We start from the raw sequence: 13,704 nt of genomic DNA, 5'->3' as shown, positions 1-13,704 counted from the left end.
TTGCATGCAATACATCTCTCTAAATTATTGAACACTATTACATTATAACCATTTTTTAATTCTCTAACTTACCACTATATTCATCAATTACAGTTGAACGAGGATAAGAACCTAATAGCTTACACCAAGCTGTCTTAACAGCTAATATTTCCAAAGCCTCTTTAATTTCAGCATCTTCACAATGCCCCTCAAAATCAATGAAAAAAATATAATCTCCTAATAATTTTCTAGCAGGCCTAGATTCTATCCGAGTCAAGTTTATCCCCCTAATTGCAAATTCATGTAAAATATCATATAAAGCTCCAGGGTGATCTTTCTTTTGCGGAGAACAGACAATTGAAGTCTTATCTTTTCTACCTTTAGTCTTCTCACTAGTATCTAATACAATAAACCTAGTCCAGTTCTCACGATTATCTTGAATTTGATTAGCTAAAACTTCTAAATCATAATAATTAGCAGCCTGTTGATTACCAATTGCAGCCCAACAACCATTAAAATCTTTGAGCTTCTTAATAGCTTCTGCTGTACTATTTGCAATATGAATCTGATAATCAACTAAATTCTTCTCTAAAAATTTACGACATTGGGCCAACGCCTGACGATGTGAAATCACATGCTTGATCTGGTCTAAATTTACTTGCTGTTTAGCCAATAAACTATGTTCAATTGGAATTATCACCTCATTATTGATCTTCACATCTAGCTCTACTAACAGATCTAAAGTCAATGTTACTGCACCTTCTAAAGAATTCTCAACAGGAACAATTGCCTGATCTACTTCTTGCTGAATTACTGCTTCTAACAAACTCCTAATGTCAGTATAAGGAACATAGTCCGTTACCTCTTGCTGATACTTCTTAGCTGCTATTTCAGTAAAAGTTCCCTTAGGGCCCAAATAACCTAATTTATCCACTATTCTCACTCCTAAATTTTGATTAACTTTAAATATATTTTATAATAATTAGATTTATCTATCAAATTTGCTAACTATTATATTCAATGGAACAATTATTTTTTATAGGCATACTTTATAATAAGATTACCTAAATAACTTAATAAGGAGGGAGACAATTATGATTTTTTTCAAACTAGATGAGGATGATCAAAAAGAAGAAGACTACAAAAAATATCCCCCTGCCAACCCTTATACATTATTTTTAATCTTTATATTATTATTGTTATCTGATATTACTATTTCAACAATCCAAATGATGTTAGAAGATAAAGAACACTTCTCAATCTTTAGATAATACTCATTTTTATAAAAAAAACATCCACATTAATGTGGATGTTTTATGATTATTAAATTTACAAGTAGATCTATAAGCCGGGTTCTGTATACCCTCACGGGCGATAATCATCCATCTAGGATAATAGTTGCCTATTACCTCAAGCGACCTTACCCGAGAAGATGGGCGGACAACCCTTAACCTCCTCCTATTTGGTCTTGCTCCGGCTGGGGTTTACCATGCGGTCTCTGTCACCAAAGACCCGGTGCGCTCTTACCGCACCCTTTCACCCTTACCTGTGAGATACTCAATACAGGCGGTATACTCTCTGTGGCACTTTCCCGCGGATTCCTCCGGCTGGCCGTTAACCAGCAACCTGTCCTACGGAGCCCGGACTTTCCTCAAATACAACTTTACAGCTGTACTTGCGATTATCCGATCTACTTGCTATCTAATATCCAATTGCTGACTAAGATTATAACATCCTAATTATTGATTGTCAATAATAATTTTTTTTTCTAGTTTCTATTTTAAAGATCTGCCTCAAACTTATTAGCTAATAAAATTCCATAATGAATACCTTGTTTAAAACTAGCCTCATTCTCTACATCATCATCTTGGACAAGCAGTTCAGCTATTAAGTCTTGATACTTAGCAGCTAGATTGACTTTCTTCTGAGCTGCTAATAATTCTTCAATAATCTTTTCTGGCTCCCAATTTTCTTTCCCGCGTCTATCCATAGCAATATTTGCTAACCGATCTGCTTCTTTATTCTCTTCTCGTGGAATATGAACAAAATCAACACCAGCAAATCCTTCAACCAGCTTATTAATTCGATCATACAACTTCTTCAATCGTTTATTTTTAACTCGATATTCACCAGTCAATTGCTTGACAAGTAATTGACTATCAGATCTAACCTCTAAACTACTGTCACTATATTTTGCTTCTAATTTCTCTAAAATTTGAATCACAGCTTTATATTCAGCTACATTATTTGTTGCTTGACCGATATAGTTGGCAATCTCTTCAACCTTTTTTCCAGTTTGATCGTAAGCAACAGCCCCAACTCCAGCAATTCCAGGATTGCCTCGTGAACCTCCATCAGTATAAATGGTTAATTCAGTCAAATTATTCTACCTCCTCTTCCCAATATAAAATTCTACCACAATTCTCACAAAAAACTAAATCAACACTCTGCTTAACTTTATTAATCAAATTTCGTGGTAATGTCATTCTACAGCCCATACAATAATTATCCTTTAATTTTACTACTGCTCTAGCATTCTTATTAAGGTACAGTTTATTATATTTTTCTACTAATTCTTCTTCTATTCTATCCTCTAATTCTGCTTTATTCTCCTTTATTTCATTCAGTTCTGCTTGAATATCTTCTTCATAGCTCATTAATTTTTCTTTTAGTTTCTTAACTTCACCTGACTTATTGCTAATCTTTTCTTCTAACTCTGTTAATTCTTCATCTTTTTGCTCTAAATCCAGCATTAATTCTAACATCTCATCTTCTAGTTCCTCTTTATTCTCTTCAGTCTTCGTTAATTTCTTTTGAAAATCTTCTAATTCTTTGGGGCTATGATCTGTTTCTCCATATAGCTTATTCTTATACTCTTCTTCTTTTCTTATTACACGAGCATCCTCAAATTCCTTTTCTTTAATTTCTGCCTTTAATTTAGTAATCTCTTCTTTTTTAGTTTCAAACTCAGCCTTAAGTTGCTTTAATTGTTTTGTAAGCTTTAATAACTTTTCGTTCATTAATTCATTTTCTATCGAATCCTTTAACCTTTCTTTTTCAGTATCTAACTTTTGTAATTGATATAACTCTTCTCTACTCATTCAATCCCTCCTAATATTTTCTTAGTGCTTTCAAGCAAATTCAACCTTTTAACATAATATTTATATAATAGAAAAAAGCAGGTCTGCTTTTGACCTACTTAAATTACTTGAAATGGATTGGTATTCACTTTTGATCTTATAATTTCTACCTCTAAATTATTACTTTTAATTTCAGCTGTTAAGTATTCTACTACTCCTTCTTCCATAATCTTTTCTGTACCATAATGACCAGCATCAACTACAGCTAATCCCTCTTCTTGAGCTAGTTGGCCCTGATGATACTTCAAATCTCCAGTTACTAATAGATCAGCTCCTTTAAATGCAGCTGTTTTAATATAATCTGCTCCACTCCCACTACATAAAGCTACTTTTTTAACCGAACTTGTTAAATCACCTACAATTCTAACGGTATCTAAAGCTAACCTTTCTTTAATTAAATCAACATATTCTTGCAAAGATAGACTCTGTTCTAAGTATCCTATCCGACCCAAGCCAAATTTTTCCCCTTCATTCTCTACAGGGTAGATATCATAAGCAACTTCTTCATAAGGATGAACTTTAATCAACTCCTTAATTACCTTACCTAAAATTTGACTAGGTACAATTGTTTCTAAACGAGATTCATTAACTTGATTAATCTTGCCTTTTTCTCCAGAATAAGGAGTAGTATCATCTAACGGTCTAAAGCTACCTATTCCTTGCTGCTCAAAAAAGCAGTCACTATAATTTCCAATCCAACCTGCTCCTACTTTTCCCAACGCAGCCTTAACTTCTGTTACTGCTTCTTGAGGTACAAAAACAACAAGTTTTTTATACTGCTCTCTCGAGGTAATATCTAAAATATCCAAATCATTAAGTTCCAACTTAGCAGCTAAGATATCATTTAAACCTCCAGGTGCAATATCATAATTAGTATGAGCAATATAAATAGAAATTTCTGCTTTGATTGCTTGTTGAATAATCTTACCTAAAGGTGTATCAAATCTAATTTTAGAAATTTTATCAAAGATTAATGGATGATGAGCAATAATTAAATCAACATCTTCATCCTTTGCTTCTTGTAATATCTCTTGATTGATATCTAAGCTAACCAAAACTTTTTTAACTTCTTGGTTATAATCACCTAGCTGTAAACCAATATTATCCCAATCTGCTGCTAGATTCTTAGGGGCCAATTGATTAAGTAAATTAGTTATCTGTTGTAACTTAACACTCATAATTTCCCCTCCTTCGCTGTTAAAATGAAGCCTGCTAAAAATAAAATCATTATTATATACCTTCACTAGTCACTTCTTAATCCCTTTTATTTCTTTAATTTTCTTGATCTTTTCATTCAATTCTGCTACTTTAGCATGTTCAGGATTATTCTCAATAATTTCATTCTTAATCCTGTTCCACTTGTTAATCAATTCAGTAGTATACTCTTCCCATAACTCTTCTCTTTTTTGAATCAGAATTGGCCCTAACTCTAATAAAAATTGATCATTAAGTTCCATACTTCCTGGTTCAACCACTATTATTTGATAAATTCTTTCATCCTTAACTAAACTTTCATCTATAATTTTAAAATTATTCTTGACTAGCCACTTCCTTAAAGAAGCAGCTCCTGCCATTGGTTGTAAAATAATTCGTTCTAGATTTTGGGCCAACTCATAATCAGCAGTAATTATATCCTGCATCGTTTGACTACCCATTCCAGCAATAATTACTGTCTCTACCTCTCCCTCATTCAATACAGATAAACCAGACCCTAACCTAACATCTATTCGATCAGCTAATCCCATCTGCTTTACATTCTCTATTGCAAACTGATAAGGGTTTTCTTTAGCATCACTAGCTATTATAGTCGAACAGGAAGTATTTTGGGCCAAATAAATAGGTATATATGCATGGTCCGTTCCAACATCAGCTACTTTAGTCGGTAAGTCAATCATTCTAACGATAGCTGCTAACCTAGGTGATAACTTCATAATCTTCTCCTTTTAACAATTTAAAATAGACAACAAGGAAAAAAGTGGCTAATGCCACTCTCAAAACAACCCTTTAATTTAAATAATCTTTTAATTTTTTACTTCTACTTGGATGTCTTAACTTCCTCAATGCCTTAGCTTCAATCTGTCTAATTCTCTCTCTAGTTACTCCAAACTCTTTTCCAACCTCTTCTAAAGTTCTAGAACGTCCATCCTCAATTCCAAATCTCAATTCCAAAACCCTCTTTTCTCGATCAGTCAGTGTATCTAATACCCCATCTAATTGATCCTGTAGTAGCATAAAAGAGGCAGCTACAGAAGGTGCTGGAGCATCTTCATCCTCAACAAAATCACCTAGATAGCTATCTTCTTCCTTACCAATCGGTGTCTCTAAAGAGACCGGCTCTTGAGCAATCTTTTTAATCTCACGCACCTTCTCTTCAGTAATATCCATCTCTTCTGCAATTTCTTCAGCAGTTGGTTCACGACCTAACTCCTGTACTAAATGCCGAGATACTCTAATCAATTTATTAATCGTCTCTACCATATGAACTGGAACTCTGATCGTCCTTGCTTGATCAGCAATAGAACGTGTAATAGCTTGTCTAATCCACCATGTAGCATAAGTACTAAATTTATACCCTTTCGTATAATCAAACTTCTCTACTGCTTTAATCAAACCTAAATTACCTTCTTGGATTAAATCTAAAAATAGCATTCCTCTACCTACATACTTTTTGGCAATACTTACAACTAACCTTAAATTAGCTGCTGCTAGCATCTGCTTAGCATCTTCATCGCCTTCTTCCATTCTTTTAGCCAGTTCTTTTTCTTCATCTGCAGTTAATAAATCAACCTTACCTATCTCTTTTAAATACATTTTGACAGGATCATCAATCCCAACTCCACTAGGGACACTTAAATCTAAACTACTATCACTTGTATCCGCATCTGCTTCTTTTTTATCGTCTGTTTCTGCTTCTGACTCTTCTTCATCTGAAACCTCAATCCCCATTGAAGAGAAGGTTTCATAAATCTCCTCAATCTGTTCCGTATCTAAATCTACATCAGATAATGTATCCATTATTTCTTCATAACTAAGTTCGCCTTCTTTTTCACCCTTAGCAATCAAACCTTTTACCTTTTTTTCAATCAACTCTCTTTTATCTGGCATTTACAGACCCTCCTTTCTTAATAAGTTTTGATATTCTTTTAATAAAGAACTAACCTGCTTAAAATTACCATCCGACTCTGCCCGCTTAATTTCAGATTCTAACTGTTTTTTCTTCATTACGTTCCGATACTCCTTTATTTTTTTTATATAATCAGCTATTGCACCTTCATAGTCACAATCAATGCCTTCTCCAACAGTTAACTTCAATAACAGCTCTTGTTCTTCCTTCCCATTTAACTCTGCTAATAAGTCGTTTGTATCCAACTCATCTTGTCGTTTATAAAAATTAAATATAGCTGCAAATAGATTCTGATATTCTGGCTTAATAAAATCAGTTGGTTTTAAAAACTTCTGCAACTGTTCAATCAATTCAGGTTCGTTAATAATAATCTTTAATAACCTTTCAACTGATAATCCATTAACAGCATCAATATAATCACTTAAATTGACAGTATTAAGTTTTTCTTTAAGAGCTGGCTTATTCTTATTATTCCTATTCTTCTGCTTTCTATCCTGCCTTTTGTTCTTTGCTTTATAATTTTTTAGTTCAGATTTAAGTACCTCTTCTGTAATATTCAATTTTTGAGCAATCCTTTTAATATACTCTAGCAACTCAACTTCATTTTTAATCCTAGCTAATACCCTAACAACTTGATTAACTACCTCTACTTTATCATCTATATTACTAACTATCCTTCTCTGTAAAATACTATCTAACTTAAACTCTATTAATGTCTTCGCCTCTTTTTTTAAGCTTTCAAAACCATCTTTTCCTGCTTTCTTAATAAATAAATCGGGATCTTGATCAACAGGCAGATCAATAACTTTAACAGTCAATCCAACCTCCTTTAAAATATCCAAGCCACGCAATGTAGCTTTTGTCCCTGCTGTATCGGAATCATAAGCAATATAAACTACTTGACAGTATCTTTTGAGCAACCTAGCTTGCTTTTTAGTTAATGCTGTCCCTAAAGAAGCCACTACATTCTTGATTCCAAATTGATAAGCAGTAATTACATCTGTATATCCTTCTACTATAATTGCTTCCTCCTGTTTTTTAATCTCTTTTTTGGCCGAATTCAAACCATATAGATTCTTACTTTTATCAAACAGTAAGGTTTCAGGTGAATTAAGATATTTAGGCTGATTACAATTTTCTAATATTCTACCTCCAAATCCAATCACCTGATTACGATGATTAAAAATAGTAAAGATAACTCGATTACGAAATCGATCATAGTAACCACTTGATTTCTTCCTAGAAATAACTAAGCCAGATTCCGCTAAGATCTGATCTGAATAACCCTTATTCCGTAAAAATCTATACAATCCCTGCCAGCGGTCAGGAGCAAATCCCAATTTAAACTGCTCAATTACCTCTTGATTAAACCCTCGTTGTTGTAAGTAGCGATGTCCTGCCGCTCCAATATCAGATTCAGTTAATAAATAATTATAAAATTTAGCCGTTAATTTATGGATCTGTAATAACTTTTTTTTCTTCATTTTTTGCTGTTTCATCTTTGGAGAGAGGTTCTGAGCTGGTAATTCTAAGCCTGCTCTCTCAGCCAAAAACTTAACTGCCTCTACAAAATCGAGCCCCTCAATTTCCATTACAAAATTAAAAATATTTCCACCAGCTCCACAACCAAAACAATAATACAATTGCTCCTCAGAGCTAACATTAAAAGAAGGTGTCCTTTCATCATGAAAAGGACATAACCCCCTGTAACTTTTACCAGCTTGCTCTAACTTAATATACTCTGATATAATATCAATTATATTATTGCTAAACCGAACCTGTTCTATAAACTCTTCACTGTAGGAACGAGTCAAATTTCTTCACCCTCTAATTAAATGTTACTCTTATTTTCTATTAGCTTAATCAAACTCTCTTTGAATCTTTCTCTCTTTTCTTTAGTATATTTACTAGCTTTAGAAATATATTTTTTCTGCCTCCTTAATCGCCCCATAAAATGATTCCTACTCAATAAATAATCGATATTTTTTTCAGTAAAAACCTTTCCATAAATTGAAATAGCTGCAGCATCAAAACCCAATACTAAAGCTGCTAATCCATAATCATTAGTTACCACTAAATCCTGTTTAGTCAATTGTTGGACTAACTCTAAATCTACAGCCTGATAGTTACTATCAACAGTAATATATTTTGCTTCTAGCCTATTATCAGTATAATGAGCAGTGCTACTAAAAATTAGCACCTCTATCTTATAAGTTTTGGCAATCTTACATATCTCTTCTTTTACTGGACAGGAATCCCCATCAATTAAAATTCTCATAAATCTCCCCTTAGAATTATATATAATTGACAGCAGTAATATTGTTTCGACAATACTACGCAAAATCCTTCCTCTAATTTAAAATTAACTCTTACTCTAAAGTATTTTTTCCAAAATCATTAAAATTATTCTATTTAAAGTCTATTTTTTAGCAACCCGAGCCACTCTCTTACCTAAAACCATTGCTTGTTGCTGTGCTTGTTGATCTATTTTAACTTCCATCTGTCCACAAGCTCCTTGATGACCTGCACCATCTTCAACAGTACCATCACCTACTACAATCATTCCTTGTACCATCATCATATCCTGTAAGGCTCGTACTGTAGTCTCTTGGCCCCCAAATCGTGATGCTCCTACTGCTAAGGCTCCACCTACTGTATTGGTCAAACTTTTTTCACTTCTTAAAGCTCGTGTCAAATCCCAAAATGACTTTAATTGACCACTCACTGTCCCAAAATAAACTGGACTCCCAATAATCACTCCATCGGCTGCCCCTAATAACTCTAAATAATCCTCTACTAAAGTTCCTTGATAACAGACTTTAGCACAAGGACTTGAACAATGCTCACAAAAAGGAACCTCTAATTCTTCTAAGGCAGTAGCTATATTGATCAATTCCACTTCTGCTCCTTCATTTTTAGCTCCTTCTAATGCCTTAGTTAACATTAACGCTGTATTTCCATCCTGATGTGGACTACCATTAACACCTATTATTTTCATTATTATTACCCCCTCAATTTTTAAAACTTATTAAGTTTGCAACTAACTATTATATATTAAATACAATCAGGCAATACTCCTTTATTGATAAAAAAATAGCCGACAAAATTAATTGTCGGCCGGGTAAATAATTAATTTAAGATTTTTTAATTTTAGCTTGTGCTGCTGCTAATCGAGCTACAGGTACTCGATAAGGAGAACAACTGACATAATCTAAACCATATTCTTGACATAATGCAATTGATCTTGGTTCTCCACCATGCTCTCCACAGATACCTACTTTTAAATCTGGGTTAGCTTGACGTCCTGATTTAGCAGCCAAATTAACTAGTTTTCCTACTCCAGCAGCATCTAATGTAATAAATGGATTATCTTCAATTACTTCTCTTTCTAAGTACTCATGCAAGAACTTACCTTCAGCATCATCTCGACTGAAACCAAAAGTAGTTTGAGTTAAATCATTGGTTCCAAAGGAGAAGAAATCAGCCTTTTGAGCAATCTGATCAGCTGTCATACATGCTCGTGGTAATTCAATCATCGTTCCAACTTTATAATCAAGCTCTAAATTTGCTTCAGTCAATAACTGGTCTGCTATTTCTTCAATTCTCTCTCTTAAGATCTCAAATTCAGCTAACTCTGAAACTAAAGGAATCATAATTTCTAGCTCAGTTTTAGTATCTTCTTCTGTAGCTAACTTAATAGCTGCTTTAAAGAGAGCTCTAGCTTGCATTTCATAAATTTCTGGAATGATAACTCCTAGCCGACAACCTCTAAATCCTAACATTGGATTTGATTCATCCATATTCTTTACTTTTCTTAATAGATTCTCTTTTTCTTTTAATTTCTCTTTCTCACCTTTTACTCTCAACTCTGTTACCTCTTCTATCAACTCAGGTAAGTTAGGTAAAAACTCATGTAATGGTGGATCTAATAATCTTACTGTTACTGCTCGCCCTTCCATTTCAGCAAAGATTTCTTCAAAATCTTGGCACTGAATCGGTTCTAATTCTGTTAGTGCATCTCTTTTTTCTTGATCGGATTCACTTAAGATCAATCTTTGTACGATTGGCACTCGGTCAGCTGCCATAAACATATGTTCTGTTCTACATAATCCAATTCCTTCTGCTCCAAATTCAAAAGCCTTACTAGCATCAGTACCATTATCAGCATTGGTTCTCACCTGTAAATCCCTACGATCATCAGCCCACTGTAGAATATCTTTACACTCTTGACTCAACTTAGCTTCAGTCATCTTTACTTTTCCTAAGATAACTTCTCCAGTTCCACCATTAATCGTAATGCGTTCTCCTTCTTTTACTGTCTGACCTCCTACTGTAAATTCTCCTGCTTCAAAATCTATCTTAATTTCATCACAACCACAGACGCATGGCTTACCCATTCCTCTAGCTACCACTGCTGCATGGCTAGTCATACCACCACGAGTAGTCAATACACCTTCAGCAGCTAATACACCATGAATATCTTCAGGAGTTGTTTCTAAACTAACTAAGACTACCTTTTCACCATTTTCAGCTATCTTTTCAGCTTCATCTGCTGAAAAGACTACTGTTCCCGCTGCAGCTCCAGGAGAAGCAGGTAACCCTTTAGCGATTACTTCTGTTTCAGCTTCTGGATCAATTTGGCGATGTAATACTTTTTCTATATGCTCTGGCTCTACTCTTAATAATGCTTGATCCTGATCAATCAAACCCTCTTCAGCCATATCTGCTGCTATTTTAATTGCAGATTTAGCAGTTCTTTTACCAGTTCTAGTCTGTAATAAATATAATTTACCCTTCTCTACTGTAAATTCTATATCCTGCATATCTTTATAATGCTTTTCTAACGTCTCTGTCACCTCTACTAATTGCTCATAGACCTCTGGTAGTGAATCTTTGAAAGTTTGAATATCTTCAGGAGTTCTGATTCCAGCTACTATATCCTCACCTTGAGCATTCAATAAATACTCTCCGTATAATTTATTCTCTCCTGTTGATGGATTACGAGTAAAGACAACACCTGTTCCTGAATCTTGGCCCATATTTCCAAAGACCATTGACTGAATATTAACAGCTGTTCCTAACTCATGATCGATATCATGAGCATCACGATAAACAATTGCCCGCTTATTATTCCAAGAACCAAAGACTGCTTCTACTGCGGTAATCAACTGCTCCATTGGATCTTGAGGAAAATCAACTTCAGCTTCCTCTTTAACAATCAACTTAAACTTATCAATCAACTCTTTTAAGTGATCAACAGTCAAATCAATGTCTGTTTCTGCCCCTACCTCTTCTTTTAAGCTATCTAATTTCCGACTGAATTTATATGCTTCAACATCTAATACTACTTCCCCAAACATTTGAATAAATCTTCGGTAACAATCATAAGCAAATTTTTCATCTCCTGTTTCTTTAGCTAAACCTTTTACAGATTGATCATTAAGTCCTAAATTTAAGATGGTATCCATCATTCCAGGCATAGAAATTACTGCTCCAGATCTAACTGATAAAAGCAATGGGTTATTATCATCACCAAAACTCTTATCCATCTTTTCTTCTAACTCTGTTAAATAACTTCGAATCTCTTCTCTTGAGAATTCTGGTAATTGTTCACCACTTTCATAATACAGATTACATGCTTCTGTAGTTACTGTCATTCCTGGAGGCACTGGTAAGCCTAAACTTGTCATTTCACCTAAGTTGGCCCCTTTACCACCTAATAATGATTTTAACTCTAGTGATCCTTCTTCAAATGAGTAAACATACTTTTTTTCAGAACACATCTTTTATCAGCTCCTTTTTATTTATGTTTAAATTAAAAAAACTTCTCTTTTATAAAGCAATCTGTTTTTATTTCTTTATGACTCATTAGCTTCTGCTAATATCTTACTAGCTGTCTCTTCAATTGACTTATTGGTTACATTAACCACCATACATCCTACTTTTTTCATGATTTCTTCAGCAAAAGTAAGCTCTTCTAATATCCTATTTACCCTTGCATAGTTGGCCCGTTTATTAAAGTTCATTACTCTTAATCGCTCTTCTCTAATTCCTCGTAAATTATCAGGATCAATTGTCAAACCTACTACTTTTTTAGAAGGTAATTCATATAACTCCTGTGGTGGAGTTACTTCAGGGACTAAAGGAATATTAGCAGGTTTATATCCTTGATTAGCTAAATACATACTTAATGGAGTTTTAGATGTTCTCGATATGCCAATTAAAACAAAGTCGGCTTGATCTAATTTACTAATATTCTTCCCATCATCACATCTAACAGCAAACTCTATACAATCAATTCGTTTGAAATATTCTTGATCTAACCTACGATTTAATCCTGGTTCTCTTTCGGGTCGCTGGCCTACTAGATCAGAAATTTTATTTACTGCTGGCCCTATAAGATCTACACTAGGAAGATTTAATCTTTGTACTTCACTTTCAATATACTTACATAACTCTGGTAATATAATTGTATAAGCTAATAAGACATTATCTTCTTCCAAAGCTTTATTGATCACTTTAGATAATTTTGCTATATTAGTTACATTATTAAATTTTTTAATCTCGATCCTATTAGTTTCAAATTGACTAGTTACTGCATTAATTACATTTTCTGCTGTTTTACCCACAGAATCTGAGATAATAAAAATTATTAAATCCTCATCTGGTTTTATCATAGAATGTCTGCCTCCTTATACCTCTAATAAAAATCAACAAAAATCCTAACTACATCAGTCTTACTAATCCTACCAACTACTTTTACTTTTCCATTATCTTTAGTTTCAACTACTGGTAGAGTGTCTATCTCATATCTAACTATCTTCTCAGCAGCTTGAAGAATAGTATCTTCTCTTTCTACTGTAATAATATTAGGCATTCTAGTCATAGTTATACTAACAGGAATTTGGTTACAATCATTTTCTCCCATGGTTACTTTTAGTAAGTCTTTTCTAGAAACAATTCCTAACAATACCTGCTGATCATCAATCACAAATAAAGAACCTACATCCTCAAAAAAAAGGGTGACGATAGCATCATAAACTGAGGTTTCTTCTTTGACTACTACAGGAATTGATTTTATATCTTCTACTTTTTTACCGTATAATTTTTCTAAATCTATAAGTTTATTATCTTCATTGGAATAAAAATATCCAACTTTAGGCTTAGCCTTTAAAATATTAGTCATAGTTAATACAGATAAATCAGCTCTTAAAGCCCCTCTAGTCAAGCTCAATTTTTCAGCTATTTTATGACTTGTAATTGGTTCATTGTTTTTTACTATTTCAACTATCTTTTTTTGCCTAGTATTTAATTTAATCTTCACCCCTCCTTGCAATCAAATATTACTCTGAAAATTATCCCACAAATATATTGTATGCTATATGTTGTATTAATATTATTTATGTTGAACTATTTATTATATATACTATACTAATTGTTTTTTTCCTGCATCTTTTATAA

13 protein-coding genes and 1 other RNA gene are annotated in these 13,704 nt (G+C 33.5%); 1 reads left to right on the top strand and 13 read right to left on the bottom strand.

Annotation, left to right across the window (positions count from 1 at the left end; genetic code table 11):
* Positions 1-55 precede the first annotated feature (55 nt).
* Complete coding sequence (pheA, locus tag MWH28_RS01065) at positions 56-913, bottom strand: prephenate dehydratase (RefSeq protein WP_248617408.1); 858 nt, start codon at positions 911-913, stop codon at positions 56-58.
* A 160-nt stretch (positions 914-1,073) separates the two neighbouring features.
* Here pheA and MWH28_RS01060 point away from each other — a divergent pair, with 160 nt between their 5' ends.
* Entirely contained in the window at positions 1,074-1,250 is a 177-nt protein-coding gene (locus MWH28_RS01060) for a hypothetical protein (RefSeq protein WP_248617407.1), read from the top strand.
* 57 nt (positions 1,251-1,307) lie between these two features.
* Here the strand turns inward: MWH28_RS01060 and rnpB are convergent.
* From rnpB to ccpN, 12 genes are all read right to left on the bottom strand, one after another.
* An RNA gene (gene rnpB / locus MWH28_RS01055) (RNase P RNA component class A) lies at positions 1,308-1,676 on the bottom strand.
* An 83-nt stretch (positions 1,677-1,759) separates the two neighbouring features.
* Positions 1,760-2,359 carry a ribonuclease HI family protein gene (locus tag MWH28_RS01050; protein ID WP_248617406.1) on the bottom strand — a complete coding sequence of 200 codons (600 nt, stop codon included), beginning with the start codon at positions 2,357-2,359 and terminating at the stop codon, positions 1,760-1,762.
* Position 2,360: 1 nt separating this feature from the next.
* Positions 2,361-3,080, bottom strand: coding sequence for a zinc ribbon domain-containing protein (locus tag MWH28_RS01045; protein ID WP_248617405.1), 720 nt, complete (start codon positions 3,078-3,080; stop codon positions 2,361-2,363).
* A 98-nt stretch (positions 3,081-3,178) separates the two neighbouring features.
* Positions 3,179-4,297, bottom strand: a complete 1,119-nt coding sequence (locus MWH28_RS01040; protein WP_248617404.1) for a Nif3-like dinuclear metal center hexameric protein — start codon at positions 4,295-4,297, stop codon at positions 3,179-3,181.
* Positions 4,298-4,366: 69 nt separating this feature from the next.
* Positions 4,367-5,050 carry a tRNA (adenine(22)-N(1))-methyltransferase gene (locus MWH28_RS01035; protein ID WP_248617403.1) on the bottom strand — a complete coding sequence of 228 codons (684 nt, stop codon included), beginning with the start codon at positions 5,048-5,050 and terminating at the stop codon, positions 4,367-4,369.
* Between the two features lie 73 nt (positions 5,051-5,123).
* Entirely contained in the window at positions 5,124-6,224 is a 1,101-nt protein-coding gene (gene rpoD / locus MWH28_RS01030; protein ID WP_248617402.1) for an RNA polymerase sigma factor RpoD, read from the bottom strand.
* Entirely contained in the window at positions 6,225-8,057 is a 1,833-nt protein-coding gene (gene dnaG, locus MWH28_RS01025; protein ID WP_248617401.1) for a DNA primase, read from the bottom strand. It lies immediately after the preceding gene.
* Positions 8,058-8,074: 17 nt separating this feature from the next.
* Positions 8,075-8,521, bottom strand: coding sequence for a YaiI/YqxD family protein (locus tag MWH28_RS01020; RefSeq protein ID WP_248617400.1), 447 nt, complete (start codon positions 8,519-8,521; stop codon positions 8,075-8,077).
* Between the two features lie 141 nt (positions 8,522-8,662).
* On the bottom strand, positions 8,663-9,241 hold the full coding sequence (locus tag MWH28_RS01015) for a flavodoxin family protein (RefSeq protein WP_248617399.1): 579 nt from the start codon (positions 9,239-9,241) through the stop codon (positions 8,663-8,665).
* A 136-nt stretch (positions 9,242-9,377) separates the two neighbouring features.
* Positions 9,378-12,026: a pyruvate, phosphate dikinase gene (ppdK, locus tag MWH28_RS01010; RefSeq protein WP_248617398.1), complete on the bottom strand. Its 2,649-nt coding sequence runs from the start codon at positions 12,024-12,026 to the stop codon at positions 9,378-9,380.
* Positions 12,027-12,101: 75 nt separating this feature from the next.
* The gene (locus MWH28_RS01005; RefSeq protein ID WP_248617397.1) at positions 12,102-12,920 is read right to left on the bottom strand and encodes a pyruvate, water dikinase regulatory protein; all 819 of its coding nucleotides are present in this window, start codon (positions 12,918-12,920) and stop codon (positions 12,102-12,104) included.
* 23 nt (positions 12,921-12,943) lie between these two features.
* The gene (gene ccpN / locus MWH28_RS01000; protein ID WP_248617396.1) at positions 12,944-13,567 is read right to left on the bottom strand and encodes a transcriptional regulator CcpN; all 624 of its coding nucleotides are present in this window, start codon (positions 13,565-13,567) and stop codon (positions 12,944-12,946) included.
* Positions 13,568-13,704 lie beyond the last annotated feature (137 nt).

It is taken from the genome of Natroniella sulfidigena (genome assembly GCF_023223645.1).
GTDB lineage: Bacteria > Bacillota > Halanaerobiia > Halobacteroidales > Halobacteroidaceae > Natroniella > Natroniella sulfidigena.
The sequence above is the reverse complement of the archived record's forward strand: the minus strand, read 5'-3'. Positions and strand labels throughout refer to the sequence as shown.

Bases quoted from the DNA above. Each gene is read 5' to 3' on its own strand.
- rpoD (WP_248617402.1), bottom strand. From the start codon at position 6,224: ATGCCAGATAAAAGAGAGTTGATTGAAAAAAAGGTAAAAGGTTTGATT.
- MWH28_RS01045 (WP_248617405.1), bottom strand. From the start codon at position 3,080: ATGAGTAGAGAAGAGTTATATCAATTACAAAAGTTAGATACTGAAAAA.
- MWH28_RS01015 (WP_248617399.1), bottom strand. From the start codon at position 9,241: ATGAAAATAATAGGTGTTAATGGTAGTCCACATCAGGATGGAAATACA.
- MWH28_RS01035 (WP_248617403.1), bottom strand. From the start codon at position 5,050: ATGAAGTTATCACCTAGGTTAGCAGCTATCGTTAGAATGATTGACTTA.
- MWH28_RS01005 (WP_248617397.1), bottom strand. From the start codon at position 12,920: ATGATAAAACCAGATGAGGATTTAATAATTTTTATTATCTCAGATTCT.
- MWH28_RS01060 (WP_248617407.1), top strand. From the start codon at position 1,074: ATGATTTTTTTCAAACTAGATGAGGATGATCAAAAAGAAGAAGACTAC.
- MWH28_RS01020 (WP_248617400.1), bottom strand. From the start codon at position 8,521: ATGAGAATTTTAATTGATGGGGATTCCTGTCCAGTAAAAGAAGAGATA.
- ppdK (WP_248617398.1), bottom strand. From the start codon at position 12,026: ATGTGTTCTGAAAAAAAGTATGTTTACTCATTTGAAGAAGGATCACTA.
- MWH28_RS01040 (WP_248617404.1), bottom strand. From the start codon at position 4,297: ATGAGTGTTAAGTTACAACAGATAACTAATTTACTTAATCAATTGGCC.